At 42.2% G+C, this 16925-nt stretch carries 21 protein-coding genes and 1 pseudogene; 16 read left to right on the top strand and 6 right to left on the bottom strand.

The genetic code is table 11. The annotated features are described in order from the left end of the window. Nucleotides 1-147: 147 nt before the first annotated feature. On the top strand, nt 148-654 hold the full coding sequence (locus tag B5G00_RS17905; protein WP_087275011.1) for a kinase: 507 nt from the start codon (nt 148-150) through the stop codon (nt 652-654). A gap of 42 nt (nt 655-696) precedes the next feature. After that, the gene (locus B5G00_RS17900; RefSeq protein ID WP_087275010.1) at nt 697-1326 is read left to right on the top strand and encodes a hypothetical protein; all 630 of its coding nucleotides are present in this window, start codon (nt 697-699) and stop codon (nt 1324-1326) included. Between the two features lie 50 nt (nt 1327-1376). On the opposite strand, the gene B5G00_RS17895 is transcribed toward B5G00_RS17900, so the two are convergent. The 4 genes from B5G00_RS17895 to B5G00_RS17880 all read right to left on the bottom strand — a co-directional run bounded on the left by B5G00_RS17895 (nt 1377) and on the right by B5G00_RS17880 (nt 6188). Beyond that, nucleotides 1377-3575, bottom strand: a complete 2199-nt coding sequence (locus tag B5G00_RS17895; RefSeq protein WP_087275009.1) for an ABC transporter permease — start codon at nt 3573-3575, stop codon at nt 1377-1379. A 5-nt stretch (nt 3576-3580) separates the two neighbouring features. Beyond that, on the bottom strand, nt 3581-4261 hold the full coding sequence (locus tag B5G00_RS17890; protein ID WP_087275008.1) for an ABC transporter ATP-binding protein: 681 nt from the start codon (nt 4259-4261) through the stop codon (nt 3581-3583). Between the two features lie 71 nt (nt 4262-4332). Then, nucleotides 4333-5316 carry a sensor histidine kinase gene (locus tag B5G00_RS17885; RefSeq protein ID WP_242971423.1) on the bottom strand — a complete coding sequence of 328 codons (984 nt, stop codon included), beginning with the start codon at nt 5314-5316 and terminating at the stop codon, nt 4333-4335. A gap of 200 nt (nt 5317-5516) precedes the next feature. Further along, nucleotides 5517-6188 carry a response regulator transcription factor gene (locus B5G00_RS17880; RefSeq protein WP_087275006.1) on the bottom strand — a complete coding sequence of 224 codons (672 nt, stop codon included), beginning with the start codon at nt 6186-6188 and terminating at the stop codon, nt 5517-5519. A gap of 343 nt (nt 6189-6531) precedes the next feature. Here B5G00_RS17880 and B5G00_RS17875 point away from each other — a divergent pair, with 343 nt between their 5' ends. From B5G00_RS17875 to B5G00_RS19885, 8 genes and pseudogenes are all read left to right on the top strand, one after another. Next, a complete protein-coding gene (locus B5G00_RS17875; protein ID WP_087275005.1) occupies nt 6532-6948 on the top strand; it encodes a YjdF family protein in 417 nt (138 codons plus the stop codon). Between the two features lie 45 nt (nt 6949-6993). Beyond that, the gene (locus tag B5G00_RS17870; RefSeq protein ID WP_087275004.1) at nt 6994-7614 is read left to right on the top strand and encodes a CatA-like O-acetyltransferase, family 2; all 621 of its coding nucleotides are present in this window, start codon (nt 6994-6996) and stop codon (nt 7612-7614) included. Beyond that, nucleotides 7611-8270, top strand: coding sequence for a DUF1287 domain-containing protein (locus tag B5G00_RS17865; RefSeq protein WP_242971422.1), 660 nt, complete (start codon nt 7611-7613; stop codon nt 8268-8270). Before B5G00_RS17870 ends, B5G00_RS17865 begins: the two co-directional genes overlap by 4 nt. Before the next feature lie 53 nt (nt 8271-8323). Then, nucleotides 8324-8758, top strand: coding sequence for an NUDIX hydrolase (locus tag B5G00_RS17860; protein WP_087275003.1), 435 nt, complete (start codon nt 8324-8326; stop codon nt 8756-8758). A gap of 95 nt (nt 8759-8853) precedes the next feature. Further along, nucleotides 8854-9378, top strand: coding sequence for a GNAT family N-acetyltransferase (locus B5G00_RS17855; protein ID WP_087275002.1), 525 nt, complete (start codon nt 8854-8856; stop codon nt 9376-9378). A gap of 68 nt (nt 9379-9446) precedes the next feature. Continuing rightward, on the top strand, nt 9447-10181 hold the full coding sequence (locus B5G00_RS17850; RefSeq protein ID WP_087275001.1) for an AAA family ATPase: 735 nt from the start codon (nt 9447-9449) through the stop codon (nt 10179-10181). 149 nt (nt 10182-10330) lie between these two features. Beyond that, nucleotides 10331-10822 carry a hypothetical protein gene (locus B5G00_RS17845; protein ID WP_140403183.1) on the top strand — a complete coding sequence of 164 codons (492 nt, stop codon included), beginning with the start codon at nt 10331-10333 and terminating at the stop codon, nt 10820-10822. Continuing rightward, nucleotides 10819-11145 (top strand): annotated as a pseudogene (locus tag B5G00_RS19885) (GNAT family N-acetyltransferase); the annotation flags it as partial. The gene B5G00_RS17845 and the pseudogene B5G00_RS19885, both read left to right, overlap by 4 nt. A gap of 128 nt (nt 11146-11273) precedes the next feature. Here the strand turns inward: B5G00_RS19885 and B5G00_RS17835 are convergent. Both B5G00_RS17835 and B5G00_RS17830 read right to left on the bottom strand, forming a co-directional pair. Continuing rightward, complete coding sequence (locus B5G00_RS17835) at nt 11274-11555, bottom strand: hypothetical protein (protein ID WP_087274999.1); 282 nt, start codon at nt 11553-11555, stop codon at nt 11274-11276. 27 nt (nt 11556-11582) lie between these two features. Further along, the gene (locus tag B5G00_RS17830; protein ID WP_087274998.1) at nt 11583-12158 is read right to left on the bottom strand and encodes a GNAT family N-acetyltransferase; all 576 of its coding nucleotides are present in this window, start codon (nt 12156-12158) and stop codon (nt 11583-11585) included. A gap of 511 nt (nt 12159-12669) precedes the next feature. On the opposite strand from B5G00_RS17830, the gene B5G00_RS17825 reads away from it, so the two are divergent. From B5G00_RS17825 to B5G00_RS17805, 6 genes are all read left to right on the top strand, one after another. Then, entirely contained in the window at nt 12670-14034 is a 1365-nt protein-coding gene (locus B5G00_RS17825; RefSeq protein WP_087274997.1) for a sensor histidine kinase, read from the top strand. Continuing rightward, nucleotides 14018-14077, top strand: a complete 60-nt coding sequence (locus B5G00_RS20010; protein ID WP_140403184.1) for a hypothetical protein — start codon at nt 14018-14020, stop codon at nt 14075-14077. The genes B5G00_RS17825 and B5G00_RS20010 overlap by 17 nt, the downstream gene beginning before the upstream one ends. Then, nucleotides 14055-14786, top strand: coding sequence for a LytR/AlgR family response regulator transcription factor (locus tag B5G00_RS17820; RefSeq protein ID WP_087274996.1), 732 nt, complete (start codon nt 14055-14057; stop codon nt 14784-14786). The genes B5G00_RS20010 and B5G00_RS17820 overlap by 23 nt, the downstream gene beginning before the upstream one ends. A 268-nt stretch (nt 14787-15054) precedes the next feature. Continuing rightward, nucleotides 15055-15555 carry a hypothetical protein gene (locus tag B5G00_RS17815; RefSeq protein ID WP_087274995.1) on the top strand — a complete coding sequence of 167 codons (501 nt, stop codon included), beginning with the start codon at nt 15055-15057 and terminating at the stop codon, nt 15553-15555. After that, a complete protein-coding gene (locus B5G00_RS17810; protein ID WP_087274994.1) occupies nt 15552-16109 on the top strand; it encodes a DUF3267 domain-containing protein in 558 nt (185 codons plus the stop codon). Before B5G00_RS17815 ends, B5G00_RS17810 begins: the two co-directional genes overlap by 4 nt. A gap of 237 nt (nt 16110-16346) precedes the next feature. Continuing rightward, the gene (locus B5G00_RS17805; protein WP_087251765.1) at nt 16347-16808 is read left to right on the top strand and encodes a hypothetical protein; all 462 of its coding nucleotides are present in this window, start codon (nt 16347-16349) and stop codon (nt 16806-16808) included. Nucleotides 16809-16925: the final 117 nt, after the last annotated feature.

The raw sequence follows: 16925 nt of genomic DNA, 5'->3' as shown, positions 1-16925 counted from the left end.
GTTGTGGTGACTTAACAATACTACTTTTAGGACTTGCTTTCTACTGCTTTTGTTATAGAAAACAGAAAATCGCTATGCCACAGCCTTGGCAGGCCATCGCGCAGCGATTTTGTTCAATTCTAATTTGTGTTTGAGAGGGGAGATAACATGGGAAAATTAATTATACTCAGAGGAAATTCAGGCAGTGGGAAATCCACAATCGCAAAAGAATTACAAAGTAAATTTGGACAGAATACCATGCTTATTTCGCAAGACGAAATAAGAAGAAATATGTTGAATGTTGATGATGGAGAAAATACACCTGCATTGCCTCTTATGAAGGAACTTCTGATATATGGCAGTAAACACAGCGATATCGTTATACTGGAAGGTATCATGAATGCAGATTGGTATAAGTCATTATTTGAACTGGCTATTCAAGTATATGGCACAGAAGTGTTTGCCTACTATTTTGATCTGCCTTTCGAGGAGACCGTTAAGCGACATTTGACAAGAGCTAAGTGTCAGGAATTTGGCGCAAAGGAAATGCGAAGATGGTGGCGTGAAAAAGACTTTTCAAATATATTACATGAAACCAGTATTACTGCTGAGAAGGATATGGAAAATATTGTTAAAGACATTTATGATACCCTTTTAAATACTGACAAATTTTAATGGATTAAAGAGAATATCAAACTAAAGAAAAAGGAGAAATTTATGAAAAGAAAGATCCGGCCTGCAGAGGAGGAAATGGGAAATGTGGTATTCCTGATTTTGTTTGTGATCCTGTGGTATTCCTCACTTATTGGTTCTTTTCTGACCGGCGGTACCCATACAGCTGCTCTTTTGTTTTTTGTGGCGGGATTGCTTCCGGTGTATACCGCTGTTACTATGATACGAAAAGCATTGTTTTACCGCAGGCAGCGGGCAGAGGCTATCGCATACGGATCTTCACAGCTTGGCTGGATCCGGAGTGTGGTACGGCAGGATGTTCCTTATCAGTCAGGAAAAAATAACTCTCTTAGATATCACAGGTATTACTATCTTCAGGTGGATATTACAGATCCGGTTACCGGAGTTGTGAATACGATCACAAGTCAGGGATACCGAAAGCCGATCCACCGGTATCTTGCCTCCAATCAGGTACGCATCTATACAGACCGGAGCGGATGGAAGCATTATCTGGAGGATTTTCAGTATAAAGAACGGATGAAGGATCCAGGTATCTTTGATGACAGACCCATGGAATTCGAGGAAACAACAGCCGGAAGCGGACATGTTGTACAGATTTTGTTTGTTGTTATATTTATATTGATGGCGCTGACATCAATTTTTCAGAACTTTTAAAGTGCTTAGCTATGAAGGAATGGTCCGGGACTACAGCCCGGACCATTCTCTTATAAAATATGATCCCTTTGCAGTGCCTCAATCAGATTGCATTTCATTATTTTTCTGCCGCCGATGTAATAGGCCAATGCCACAAAACCGAAAATGACCAATATGAAAATTACAATCGGCATGATCGGAGCTGCCTTCAGAAATTCCATTGGGTTCAGATAACTTGCTGTTACCATGAATCCTACAAACAGCAGAGTAAGGGGCAGGGTGATCAACACCGGACGGCCGGCAATTACCAGGGCTTCAATACAGAACATTTTTTTCATGCTTTCCGGTGTCATGCCGATGGACATATACCTTGCAAATTCTCGTTTCCTTTGTTGAACAAATCCTAAAGTGTATGAGAATATGTTTGCAATGCCGATTATTGCCAGCAAAACGCATAAGGCTCCGACAATCAGCTTATAACCATTCAGCATGGCATTGTTGTCGATTTTTTCCTGGATACGGTTTTCTATTTCAAAAGTATAGTTTCCTTCCATGATATCCGCAGCTTTTGTTTCCAGCATGTTTAGTGCGGAAAGTTCTCTGCTGTTTTCTGCCAGTATACGAATATAAGTATCTGGTTCGGCATTTCCGATCACTTTTTCAACCTGTCTCCAGGTAGAAAGAGGAATGAATTGAACCAGAGTATAGTTCGCATATTCTTCTCTTAAAGCAGGTGGTTCCTGTGTATAAGCAAGGACGGGAATTTCCACTGTATTTTGCGTATGTTCCACATTCTGTAAAAGGATAGTATTCTGTTCTGCAGTCAGAAATGGAACATATTCTTTGTATCTGAAATTGCTGTTTATACTGTCCCAGATGCGGTTCAGGACAATACATCCTGTTTTTTCCGGCTTTATTCCTATCTTTTTACAGTATTCTTTAAATCCATTGTCATCCATAATGATAATGGGAGCCTGAACGGAATAAACGCCTTCGGAAGTACGGGCGACATTTCCTGCTACCGATTCCAAACCTCCTAACCGATGCAGATCATCACTGATACTGGCTTCCGGAACTGCACATTGGGCTGCTGCCTTTTGATAGATAACGCTTTCTGCATGATTTAATTGCAGGATCTCCTCTGTTTTCTCAAAATTTTCTATATTCCTATCTTTCACTGTTACCATAATATCCCATGCGTTCTGATAACGTTCAAAATAGGTATGGTTTGTGCTGATCCCAGAGAGGGTAAAAAAGCATAGCATCAGTGTGAATCCCAGAAAAGAAAGGGTCAAAGATAATGTAGAAGTCCGCAGGGCTTTCTTTTGCGCCTTTATTGTAGCCCTGGCCAACTCGCCTTCAACGCCAAATATCCGGGATAGAAAGGGAGATTTTTTTCTCTTTTTTAGATGGGTCTCTCCAATGTTTTGGATTGCTGCGAGGGGTGTCAGTTTACTTAGTTTTCTTGCAGGCAGCCATGCAGAAACATAAACCGTTAAAATAGCTGACAATATGGTGATCACAAATAGTATCGGATGATAGGCAAAAACTGCTTCGTGCCTGCCGGAAATTCCCTTTGCCAGAGCATTGATAAGCCGGATAGTTCCAAAACTTAATGCGATCCCGGCAACGGTTCCCAATAATATAGGCAGGATACAAAGAGCGGCGGCTTCCTGCAATAAACAAGCACGGATCTGCCCTGGTGTGGCTCCTATGCTGGAAAGGATGCCAAGCTGATGTATACGGGCTTTCATGGATACTGCAAAAGAGTTGTGAATGATCAGAATTAAAGACACTGATGCGATCAGCAGCACTGCCAGATAGAAAGCCATCAATAAAGGAGGATCTGTATCCTGGGGGTCATGGATCAAGTATCTTGATAAAAGCAATTCGTGATAAGACACAGAATTGTCATCCACACCAAAATGCTCAGCTATCAGCGGCAGATCCTGATAGATCGTCCGCATATTTTGAAAGCAGATATCAATCACAAGATGTTCTTCATCTGAAAGCTCTGTATTAATTTGGACAGTTTTTACATTTGCGAAATTCTGAATAGCTGATACGATACTTTCGTTAAATGTTCCGGAAATCCGTCCTTGCCAGCTGCCTTCTTCTAAAGTGATTGATTCAATCTCGTATTTCCATAAATTGTAAGATAAACTGCACAGCAAAGACAAGAACAGTGCAGATATAAAAGCTGCAGCGAGCACAGATAAGCTGGAAGCACGGTTTTTTCTGATAAATCCAATTGAATAATCTTTCCACATATCTTTTACCGGCCTTTCTGATCGCTGAGGATCTTTCCATCTTCTATGGTTATAATGCGGTCAGCTTCTAAAGCGATCTTTTCATCATGGGTAATTAAAAGAATAGTCTGGTTCAGACTGCGGTTTGACAATTTCAGCATATCTATAATTTCCTCCCCGTTTTTCCTGTCAAGATTTCCAGTTGGTTCATCAGCCAGTAAAAGAGCCGGACGGTAAATCAGAGACCGGGCGATGGCTGTACGCTGCTGCTGGCCTCCGGACAGCTGATGGGGAAAAAAGTCTAACTTGTCAATAATTCCCAGGGAATTGACAATCTGCTCAAAATATTTTTCATTGGGTTTTCTCTTATCCAGCATAAGAGGCAGGAGAATGTTCTTTCGCACTGTAAGGGTGGGGATCAGATTGTAGAATTGATAAACAAGCCCTACCTTTCTGCGCCTGAAGATCGCTGCCTGTGTTGGCGTCATCGTTGACAGATCTGTGTCTTCGATCACAACCTTGCCTTCTGTAGGCTTATCTATACTGCCCAGGATATGTAGAAGAGTAGATTTTCCTGAACCAGAAGCACCTACAATGGCAACGAATTCTCCCTTCTGTATGGACAGGTCGATATGATCCAATGCCACCACCTGATTATTTCCAGAACCGTATACTTTCCGGACACCTTCACACCTTAGTATTTCCATGCCGCCTTCTCCTTTCTGTAACTGGCCGATCTGCTAAGCCTGTATACAGTATAACAAAGTAAAGTGACATCTCAGTGACTGTATATTTTTATTTCAAAGCAGGCGCCGCCCTCTGGAATGTTTCGGGCAGTGACTGTTCCATTTTGCAATTCGAAGATCGATCGGGCAAGGGCTAATCCGATGCCGGATCCATTGGGAGTTCCGTTCCTGCCTTGGTAAAATCGTTCAAAAAGGTGGGGGATGTCCCCTTGGACAAATCCTGTGCCTTCATCCCATATCAGAATTTGTGCATACAAAGGATTCTCTGTGTAATCACAATAAATGTGTCCGCCGGACGGTGAATGCTCCATACAATTTTTCATTAGATTGATAAGTGCCTCCATTGACCATTCCAGATCACCGGAAAACTCCATACCTCCTTTCTCTGGTATAACTACCGAAACATTTTTCTCTGACAGTAAATCATTCAGATTTTCCGCTGCCAGAGTTAATGCGGTATAGATGTCAACCTTTTGGAATTTTAAGGGTAGAGTGCCTGCGTCAATTTTAGAAAGAGTCAGCAGAGATTCTTCCAGCCGGTTCAGACGTTCCAATTGTTTTTCTACTTGTAATGCATATTCATTTTGGGAAGCCTTTTTCATCAGCTGTAGAGAAAGATATGCTGCGGTGATCGGTGTCTTCAGCTGATGGGCGATATTTGCCAGATTTTCAGCGAATCTTTCCCTGGCAGCAATCGCTTCTTCTCTGGTCTGATAAAGCATGGTGACAGTTTTATATATTTCATCCTGTAAATGAGAAAAATCATCTTCCTGTGTCTGTATGAATGTCCCGCCGGTTCCTGTATTGACCTGTTCCAGATATTCCGTCAGATAAGTAATCCGCCGCCGGGTTTGTCTGCAGAGCCTCCATATCTCCCAGGCAAAAGCGCAGGCAGAAATAAAAAATAAGGAAAAAAAGAGTGCAAAGATATGGACCGGAAGCCCTCTGCAAAAGTCATCCTTATGATACCCGTATTTTTCCAGATAATTATGTTTGTCCACTTTCTGTTCTGACAAAGATTGATATTCTTTTAATGCAGATAAGAGCTGCGGTTCCGATTTAGGATCGGCTTCTGCAGCAGTTTGGAAAAATGCAGATATGTGTTTGAAAGTATTCTGCTGATAAGTTTGCAGACAAAAAAATGCCATACAAGTCATACACAGAAAAAGAATAAATATGGGAATAAAAAATAGAAATCCTTGTTTTCGTTTTTCGTTCATATGGTATCCTCCATCCGGTAGCCAAAGCTGCGGACTGTTTTCAGACATGGGGGATTATGAAGTTTCTCACGTAACCGTTTCATAGTAACAGTCAGTGTATTATCATTCACATAATTTCCATTGCTGTCCCAGATCTCCTCTAAAAGCTGCTTTCTGGTAACCGTTTTCCCCTTATTTTCCATCAGTAATAAAAGAAGATGATACTCCGGCTGGCTTACAGTGATTTCTTCCTGCTGATAATAAACAGCTAATTTTTCTTTATCTATGACCAGGTCGTTGCAAAACAGCTTTGATTCTCTGACAGCTTTTGTTCTGCGAAGCAGTGCAAGTATACGAGAATAGAGAACAGTAAGTTCAAATGGCTTAACAATGTAATCATCGGCACCATTCTGAAATCCGGCCACAATGTCGTGAGAATCCCCTCGAACAGTCAAAAAGATAATCGGTAAATTGGCCGATCTAATACGGATCCAGCGGCATAGGTCATTTCCCTGGCCATCCGGCAGGTTCCAGTCTATTAAGATTAGTGTAGGAAGATGATCCAGCAGTGCCCGTTTTGCTTCTGAAATTGTTCGGAAAATAAGAACGCTGCAGTTTTGCTGAGCCAAATATTCTTTCACCAAATCAGCAATTGTTTCATCGTCTTCTATATAGTAAACTTCAATCATAATCATTGCCTCCTTTCTGCCTGACAATATTTTCTGCTGTCCGATAGCTTTCTTGTATATAACTTTCTATGGAATCATTATATTTCGAAAGAACGAAAGAAGCAAGGCAGTAAAGCCATACCTGTTCAATGGAAAATAACTAATTTTTTAACAAAGGAAATGACAGAAGGAGGATGATATAGTATAATGAAAAAATATAAAAGCAAAGATAAAAACGCAACGTATGCAGCAATGTATGCCAGAGCCGGTAGGTAGCCCGGCCGTCCTGCTTGACAGGGTAAGTAACCTGCCCCTCCGGGTTGTCCGTTCTTTGCTCATTTCAATCAACGAAGGAGGGATTGTTATGGGTGAAGTATGGTGCAGACTGATCGTGTGCTTTGAAGATCCATTCTGGGTAGGCGTTTTTGTGCGGATTCAGGATGGAAAACTGGCTGCGGCGAAAGTGACTTTTGGCTCAGAGCCAAAGGACTATGAAGTTTCTGAGTTTATACTGAGACGCTATTGCAGTCTGCAATTTAGCCCCGCTGTGGAAACTGATGTTAAGGAAATGAAAAAGAATCCTAAGAGAATGCAGCGTGATGTAAAGAGACAGATGGAGAATACAGGCATTGGAACAAAATCCCAGCAGGCTCTGAAACTGCAGCAGGAGCAGAACAAAAAAGAACGCAAAGTGAAAAGCCAGGAAAAGAAGCTGGCAGAATCTAAGCGCAGATTTGAAATGAAACAGCAAAAGAAAAAAGAGAAGCACCGGGGCAGATAATGCCCTGGTGTTTCTTGACAAGTCTTATTTTTAGTGAGGGGTACAATGGTAAAAGAAGTGGATCCAAAAGAAACAAGCCGTGCCGTGGCCTATGAGCTTTGGATGAAAGCTCCTAATCCAATGGTGACGTTTTTCAAGACTCTGGATGTGACGAATCTTGTTAAAGTAAGTAAAAAGAGAAAAATGAAGTTTAATATGCTGCTGGATTACTGTATTGGAAAGGCAGCAGCAGGAGTGGAGGAGTTTTATACACTTCCTGTGGGAGACAAACTGCTCCAATATGACCGGATTGCAGTGAATACCATTGTAAAAAACAAAAAGGGAGAGATTAATTCCTGCGATATTTATTATCAGCCGGATTTAGAGGAATATAATAAGCAGTACCTGGAATATACAACCCGGACAGCCCAGAAGTGTCAGGACAGAGATCTGTCAGAAGACTGTATGGTGATCGGCACATCAGCAATCATAGATACGGAAATTGACGGGGCAGTAGGGATGAACAGCGGCATTTTTAACAATCCTTTTATGATCTGGGGCAGATATAAAAAGAAATGGTTCCGATATGAGCTGCCTCTTTCCTTTCAATTTCACCACACACAGATGGACGGGGCCCATGTAGGGGTATTTCTGGCAAATCTGCAAAGAGAGATCAAAGAACTGTGAAAAAGAAAATTGTAATTATTATAGTGATATGTGCAGCTGTTGTTCTGGGCATTTTTCTTTATATGAGTTTCCGGTATCAAAATACTTCTTCGGAACGTCTTCCAGATAGATACAGCCAGGTTATCCCACAGGTCCACAGCATGACAGACAAAGATGGGGACGGCATAGACGACCAGGCGGATATCCTCCAGAGTGCATTGGACTACATTGCTGCTAAGCCTAAATATAAAAGCAAATATTATCAGACGGGCTATCCAGATGACGGCTATGGGGTATGTACAGATTTGGTGGCATTTGCGCTGAAAGGTGCCGGATATGACCTGATGACCTTGGTAGATGAGGATATCAGGGCAGATCAGGAGAGCTACAATATAGAAAAGCCGGATAAAAATATTGATTTCAGACGGGTGAGAAACCTGAAAGTATATTTCGAACACAAGGCAATAAGCCTTACTACAGATCTTTCTGAAATAGAAGAGTGGCAGGGCGGGGATATTGTAATATTCCAGGATCATATCGGCATTGTCTCTGACCGGAGAAATGAAAATGGCGTTCCCTATGTGATCCACCATAATAGCTCCTGGCAGAAAAAATATGAGCAGGATATCCTGGAGCAGAGAGAAGATCTGGTGGGACACTACCGAATTTCTCAATAGGCTGCCTGAAAAACCGAAGAAAATGAAGGATACAGTAAAGGAAATTGAACGATATGTTGGAAGTAAAGTTTTATGATAAGGTGGAGGATTCCCTGCTGAAGTTTGCAGTGATCATAGCCAAAACAGAAGGAAAATGGATCTTCTGCAAACACAAAGACAGAGATACTCTGGAAGTACCGGGAGGTCACAGAGAAGCTGGAGAAACGATCCTGGAGACGGCGAAACGTGAACTGAAAGAGGAAACAGGAGCGGTAGATTTCCACATCCGTCCGGTCTGCGTATATTCCGTAAAAGGGAAAACAAGAGCAGGGGAAAATATTACAGAGGAGACCTATGGAAAGCTTTTTACAGCAGAGATTTTTTCCTTTGAAAAGATACATAGCGAGATAGAAAAAATTATTCTGTGCCAGGATCTGACAGATAACTGGACATATCCCCTGATCCAGCCTAAGCTTATTCAGGAGGCCAGAAACAGAGGTTATCTATAAATACATGGAAGTTAACCGTACAGCCGGGAGGAATGGTCAACAGTTTATTTCTGAGATACAAAGTAATAAGCTAGTACATTAGGAGAGAAAAAGATATGGAAATAAAACTGGTTAAAGGAAGCTATGAATATAAGAATCAGATCATTGATATGCTCAAAGAATGGATTGATTACAACGAGAATCATCCCGAAGCCAACACATCACCCAATGCAATTTTTAGAAATAATTATGAGGATTTTGCATATTATCTGGAACACCTGGAATATAAAGAACCCCAGGAAGGGCTGGTTCCGGATTCTACTTTCTTTTGTTTCGATGAAAAAAGAAATCTTATGGTAGGGGCGGTGAATATCCGCCATGACCTTAATGACTACCTGTTAAAGTACGGAGGACATATCGGCGATGGGATAAGGCCCAGCGAAAGGAGAAAAGGCTATGCCACGGAAATGATCCGGCTGGCATTGGAAGAATGCAGAAAACTGGGGCTGACAAGGGTGTTAATGACATGTGACAAAAATAATATCGGCTCGGCAAAATCCATTATCAGGAACGGCGGTATCTTAGAGAATGAAGTCCTGGAAGAAGGTAGTATCAAACAGAGATACTGGATCGCCTTATAGGAGAATGGAGAAAATTGCTGTAAATCATAATGTGGATTACAGTACGATAAGGGAGGAAACAGACACGTATGTATCCGCTGTTTGTTAAAAAGGTATGTATTGACTGGAACCGGGTTCCAGCAAACAGTTATTTAAATCGTATTCCGGATCTGAAAGATGTGGAGGAGATTCCATTCAGAAGTCCGGTGACTTATTTTGCAGGGGAAAACGGCACAGGAAAATCCACTCTGCTGGAAGGGATTGCTGTGGCCTATGGATTTAATCCGGAAGGAGGAAGCAGAAATTATTCCTTTTCTACCTATGATACCCATTCGGAACTTTGGGAAGCCATCACTCTTGTCCGAGGGATCAGGCAGAAAAAATGGGGCTACTTCCTGAGGGCAGAAAGCTTTTACAATGTGGCGACAAAAGAGATGGAATATGCAGATATTTCCCATCCTTCTATGAACTTTCATGAAAGGTCTCATGGGGAAAGTTTTCTGGCCCTTATGCAGAGCAGACTGTCTTCGCCGGGACTCTATATTCTGGACGAGCCCGAGGCGGCCCTTTCCCCTCAGAGACAACTGACTCTTTTGCTTGAAATAAAAAAAGCAGTGGAAATCGGCGCCCAGTTTGTGATCGCCAGTCATTCTCCTATACTTTTAGGGTATCCTGGGGCAGAAATCCTGTCTTTTGACAGTGGCAGGATAGAAAAAATACAATATGAAGAAACAGAAAGCTATCAGGTAACAGAAATGTTTATCAACAACAGAGAATATTTGCTGAAAAGGCTTTTTTCCAATGAGCAGGAGGATGGCGAGTAAATTATTGTCAGGTATACAAATTGGCGGGCAGATTTTTGAACATAATATTAAAAGACTTTATCTTATCTGCCTGAGGTCGAATGCGGGTTATGAAAATAAAAGAAATTAGAAAATACAAAAATATACATAGAATCATGAAGGACTTCCTGATGATCAGATATATGTGTCTGGCTGTTATCTTTATAATGATCATTCTGGCAGGGTTGATCGGGATTCTTTCCATAAAGTATCATTCGGATACTGACATTGCCTTCCTGTTGCTTGCAGGAATATGTATTCTTATAGGGATTATTTTGCAGATTGCAATACAGGACAACAGAATAGATCCGGAAAGTTTGCAAAGAGCAGATTCTGAGCTGCCGGACAGTCTGAGATTTGCAGGAAGAAAAGGGCTTATAGGACCGGTCTGCTATATTACAGAGCATTTTTTAGTCATTGCCCAAGGGGGTTTTCTCCGGATCCTGCCGATAAAAGATATCCTTTCTATGGAAATCAAAAAAACGCAAGGCGGTTATTATTTCAGGCGCAGCTTTCTGGAAATCACAACTAATGAAAAAACATATCAGATAGGACTTGCGGAAAGTATGCCGGATACGGAGGTAAAAAATATGATCGCACAGATCCGGAGGAGAAAAGAATGAAGCAGGCCCATATTTGGAGGAATTACTATCCGAAAGGAGCGGTAGATTTTTTTCTTGCACATCATAGTGAAGATAACATTATGAAAGATATTGAAAGAAATCGTGTTTTTCTTTGCCTTGACGGATCCCGGAACGCTGTTGCTACAGTTACTATAAAGAAAAATGAAATATCCAGGCTTTTTGTGCTCCCTTCTTATCAGGGAATGGGATATGGCACAGAAATGCTTGATTTCGCAGAACAAGCAATTTTTACACAATATTCTAAAATTGTGCTGGACGCCTCATTGCCGGCAAAAAAGATATACCAGAGGAGAGGATATATGGATGTGGAATTTAATAGAATTGCTGTGGGAAATGCATTATCCTGCTCCCCGGCAAAGCCCTGCCAGCTTTTCCAGGGCTCTTGGCAGAGTATGGCTGCTGGCAGGAATCCCATTGTACGAACGGTTATTTATAATTTGTCAAAGTATTCTTTAGCCTCCAATAAACTCATTGATGTGGCATTTCTTAATAGTTTAACTGCTTCGGTATCTTTTCCCGCCCGTTTTAATTCAGTTACATCTTGTTTCAATTCATCTGAAATATAATTTGCTGATATTTGTTCATTTGCAGTTGCGTTACATATCTTATCAATTTGATGCTGTTGGTTTTTTACCTGGGATTTTAACCTTGCAATTTCGATATACTCTACTGTACAGATAATGATTATTACGATTAAAAGTCCATATTCCATTTCCAAATAGCTCCTTCTATATTTGTTTCAGGCATTGAAATACATATCATAAACAATATATCCCTTTATATCTTTCAATGCGCCTGTATAAGTTTCTTGACACATCATACAGCGTGGCTCTTTCATCGGTATCCCACTTGTCGGATAAAGGTTAAATTCTGAGGATGTTTTAAATCCAATACGATTATAAAAATGATAATCACCCTCAACTGTAATCCCTTTATATCCTGCATTTCTAACTTTTTCAATGCCTTTGGTAATCATTGCAGAACCAATTCCCTGATGAAAGTAGTCGGCATGAACGGCCACGGGTGCAAGCATAACGATATTTTTTTCTCCTCTATCATCAATATGTACTCCATTTGGGGTGGAAGATAATGGAAATCTCGAAAAAAGGAAATGGCCTACTAACTTGCCATCTAATTCAGCAACAAATGATAATTCGGGAATATAATATTCCGAGTCTCGTATTTCTTCTACCAGAGCAATAATATCTGTTCCATCCGAGTAATCAGTTCCTTCACTAAAAGAACGTAAAATTAGTGAAATTATCTCTTTATAATCTTTATGTGTTTCTTGTCGTATTGTTATATCATTTTTCAATGATTTGACCCCTTTCTATATTTTTAGTAATTTTCTTCTCATATTTTAAGCTACAAACCAATCATTTATATCCCCCTCTAAATTCTTTAGGTTAGAATTAAAATTACTAGTAATCAAAACACTGCTTTACATGGAGGTACATTTTTGCTGTGGTGAATTAATAATACTACTTTTAGGACTTGCTTTCTACTGTTTTTAATTAATAAGGTATAGTTTTAGAACCAGGAGCTGGAAGTAGAGCTGATGAAGAGCGTCCGACTATTGCTTGGCGTAGAGCAATTGGAAAGCACCAGTATTCATGGCAGTTCCGGCAACTTCATACCGTATATGGTGTCGGGGATTGGATTTATATTTTCTCTTTTCATTGAATGTAAGATTTGATATACTTATTTAGACTGACTGTTTGGTTCGATTTCCCGAAAGACTGCTTTTATTACAAGAATGACTATTTGGCAGCAATCGGGAAAACAGAACAGTTCATATACTTATTTTTTAAGAGAGGGTTAATTCCATGAGTTTAGCATATCGTCTTGGCTCTGTCGCCTTTATTATGGCTCTGATGGCCCTGGCTTTGTATATCCTGACCGCAGGTATCCTGGGCCGCAAGATTCACTGGAAGTCTCTGGGCATCTTTTTTATTTGCGGGGAGGTGTTCCAATGGTCGGCAATGTTTCTGTACCTTTTATATACCGTAGTAACCGGGCAGGAGAACATTCCTTCCGCAGTCTTTGATACCGCCTGCTATCTGCTGATGGCTTTAGTTTTGGGAGCTATGATGACGAAACTCCACCGTATTCCGCTGCTGCACACCTTTACGGCAGCCATCTTGTGTACTTTTGTCGTCAACACTGCCAACAACACTATGGTGTATGTTGTGGAGGAATATTCACCGCTGTTTGACCGTCAGCACTTCCTGGTTTTCGTACGTCTGGATTTGCCTTATATGCTGACCGTTGGGATCGCCTTGCTGGTGGCAGCCATTCTGAAACGGTCCGAGTTCTACCGATATTTCACTGCCATGTTCCGCAGCCGAGCCAGAGGTATTCTGACCCTAGTGGTTTGTCTTGTTCTCATGCTCATTATGCCTTTACAGCAGCTTTTGTTCCCCAATCTGACCCCGGACGCCAGTTATGCAACTTTCTTCTTTGCACTTATCGTAGTGGGGGTGTTCCTGCTCCAGTTCGCCGCCATGTATGCTGCCGGACAGGACCGTATCAAAGCACAGGAGGAAACAATCTTGCAGCAACAGGCCCATATGGTTCTGCTGGAAGAACTCCAACAGGAGATCAGGGCCTTTCGCCATGATTTTACTAATCTGTTTTCCGGTCTGACCCTCCAGGCGCAAGAAGGAGATTTGGCGGGCATCCAGGACTTCATGAAACGTACCAGCAGTTATTTTGACGAAAAGCTGGGCAACGAGATTGCGCAGATGGATGGACTCAACAACATTCAACTTTATCCCTTAAGAAGTCTTCTGGCTACTAAACTGGCAAAGATGCGGCAGATGCGGATCAAGGGTGTATTAGAGGCTTTGAAACCAATAGACAGCCGGCTGGGTATGGATACAGACGATCTGCTCCGAGCCCTGGGCATCCTATTAGATAACGCCATAGAGGCTGTTCCCAAAGAGGAAGGTCAAGTACGAGTGGTACTGCTCCAGGAGGAGAAAGAACTGTATCTGGCGGTGGCAAATAATTATGAAAAAACGCCGGATCTTTCTTCCCTGACTAAGAAGGGGTATACCACCAAAGGTTCCGGTCACGGCACAGGGTTGACCAGTTACCGGCGCATTGTTGCCCGGTGTCGGGGATGTGCCACCCGCACTTACCTGAAGGACGGGATGTTCATTCAGGAGCTGCATATTCCGGCGGTCTAACTGTTCAGGAGGTGATTTATATGATACCAGTTTACATATGTGATGACGAGCTGCCTATCCGAAAAAGTCTGGAGCAGATCGTCAGAAATCAGATCTTAATTCTGGACAGCGACATGGGGCCGGTGCGGGCCCTGGAAGACCCGGAGAAACTGCTGGAGGTGCAAAAGCAGGATTCCGTTCCGGCTATCTATTTTCTGGATATTGACTTTCCCGGCAAAATGAGCGGACTGGAGCTGGCCCAAAAGCTGCGGCAGTACGATCCCAGAGGATTCATTGTGTTTATTACAGCCCACAATGATCTTGCCTTTGAGACATTCCGCCTGCGGCTGGAGGCTCTGGATTATATCGTTAAAGGCGACCACACCGCTATGACCGGACGGGTACAGAGCTGTCTTGAGAGTATCCGGGAGCGGATGGAGGCTCAGCGCCCTGGTCAGGGCAGTTATTGTACGGTAAAGATCCTGGATACCGTGCGGCACATTCCTATGGACAGCATCCTTTATTTGGAGGCGGTAGGGCTGCGTCATACACTGCAGATGCACCTGGACAATGAACTGCTGGAGTTCAACAGTAGTCTGGAGCACCTCGCACAGCAACTGGGGGAGGGATTCTGGCGGTGTCATCGGAGTTTCCTAGTCAACCGCTCCCGCATCCGAGCGGTACACTTAAAGGAGCAGACGGTAGAGATGGACAACGGGGAGATCTGCCTCCTCTCCCGCAAGGCGAAAAATGAATATCGTCGGACAGATTAACAAGGGCTGTCACATTAAACATATGTCAGGAATATTTATACATTTTATGCGAATTTGTCGAGCATAGCTTTGAGACCATAGGCTCAAAGCGGTGCAGGCTGAGCAATAAAATGTATAAATATTCTCGATTTTGATTAATGCGACAGCCTCTTGCATTTGGCGAAACGTATCAAACCATTGGCGAAAGAAACGGTCACAGTTTCTGTTTGTCTGCTATACTTAGACCATCGAAAGAAAACATACGAAAAATCGAAAGGAGATATCTACTATGCCTGCTGAAAAATATGTTACTGAGTTTGTAAAGGAAGCCGGGTTCTCCCCCATCCCTGACCGCGCCATTATTGTTACCTACGCCCCCGCCAACATGAGCGAGCGGGTTGTCAAGTTCTTTTCCAATGAGTTTTTTGCTCTGCAAATGTGCCAGGATTCTTTGGTATTGCTTCCTTTCGGGAGGATGTCCTTCATGCTGAAAAAGGATGTGGCACTGGAGATCCCCTATAATACTATTCGCAAGGTAGAGGTAAAAGAAGATATGTTCAACTGGCGTATTGAGCTGGACACGGATGAGGGCATGATTGCTCTGTCCGCTCAGCAGAAAGAACTGAGTGAGTGGCGTCACTCTGGTACGCTGTCTGTAGGTATGAGCGGGCTCGGCTCAGGTATCATGGGTTCCGGTGCTTTGAAAGTTGCTAACTGGCATCGATCCAATCTGGACGCTACCCTGGAAGCACTGAAAGCTCTGCCAGGGAGGAGGGAGGAGATTGCATGACTCTGGAATCTCTCACTGCCCAGGGCTGGCAGGCGAAGCGGCACACCCTTACCACATCCCAGACCTACCTGTGGGGTATTCTGTTTTCCCTGCCCTTTGTACTTCTGGCCGGGGGAATCTATCGGATGCTCTTGCTTCACCGGGCGGTGCTGCTGGATCGCACCGGTCTGATTCTGCTGGCTGTTATTATAGTCAGTGTACCGTTACACGAAGCCCTGCATGGTTTTGGATGGAAATTGGCAGGACGGCTGCATAAAGGTGACGTGACGTTTTTCCTTCGCAGCGGTATCCCCATGTGCGCCTGCCGGACAATTCTTTCAACGAAAGCTTATCTTATAGGTACGCTTCTTCCTTTCTTTATCCTGGGTGGCGGTAGCTTTTTGTTCATGTTTCTCTGCCCTGGTACAATATCGGTGCTGACAGCACTTGTAAACCTGATGCTGCCAGGGGCAGATCTGGCAATATCCTGGCGTGTACTGCGCAGCGAAGCTGCTCTGATCGCAGATAATCCGGAGGGAGCTGGATTTATTGGGCTTGTAAAGAACCAAGAATGATTTCATGAAAAAAGTGCTTTCATAGACAAGTGCCCCGGTCTGTCTCATTAAATGAGAAGACCGGGGCACTGATCTTTCTAAAATAGCTGTTTCCACATCGTCCACCAGATGTTCTGCCACGGAAACGTAAGCCCGCTATTTATTGACTGTGATTTTTTTCAAAAGTGTAGTATGGAGCATCCTTATTTGGTATAATTGAGATATGGCTAGATTGGAAGTTGTAGATTGGAGTTAGTTATGAAAAATGTAATATATATATTAATTCAATGCACTTGGGGATTGCCACAAACATTGTTAGGATTTATAGTACTTTTAATTAATATAAAAAATAAACATTATTTTTATCACGGTGCAATTATTACTGAAAGAAATGTTCCTTCAAGTGTATCTTTGGGAATGTTCGTCTTTACAACAACTAATCCGATGAAAGATAAAAGAACAAAAAATAAAATACCAGATGAAGAATTAAGTAAAAGGCTTTTAGTTCACGAATATGGTCATACAATTCAATCCCTTATTTTTGGACCATTATATTTAATAGTAATAGGGATTCCATCAACACTATGGGGATTTTTGCCATATTTTCAAAATAAAAGAAACAACGGAGTATCTTACTTTAGCTTTTTTACAGAAAAGCTTGCTAATTATTTAGGTGAAAAAGTTACAAAAGAAAAATCAATGGAAAATGCTATTATATAAATTCTTTAGGTTAGAATCGATGATGGGGTAAACGAAAAAGCAGTTTTGGCATTCCAGTGAACTGCCTCTTCGTTTACACCATTTTCGATTTGGCCTAATTGAACAAAGTGAGCGTCC

This window comes from Blautia sp. An46 (assembly GCF_002161645.1).
Lineage (GTDB): Bacteria > Bacillota > Clostridia > Lachnospirales > Lachnospiraceae > Blautia > Blautia ornithocaccae.
Note: the sequence above shows the minus strand (reverse complement) of the source record. Positions and strands in the feature narration are given on the sequence as shown.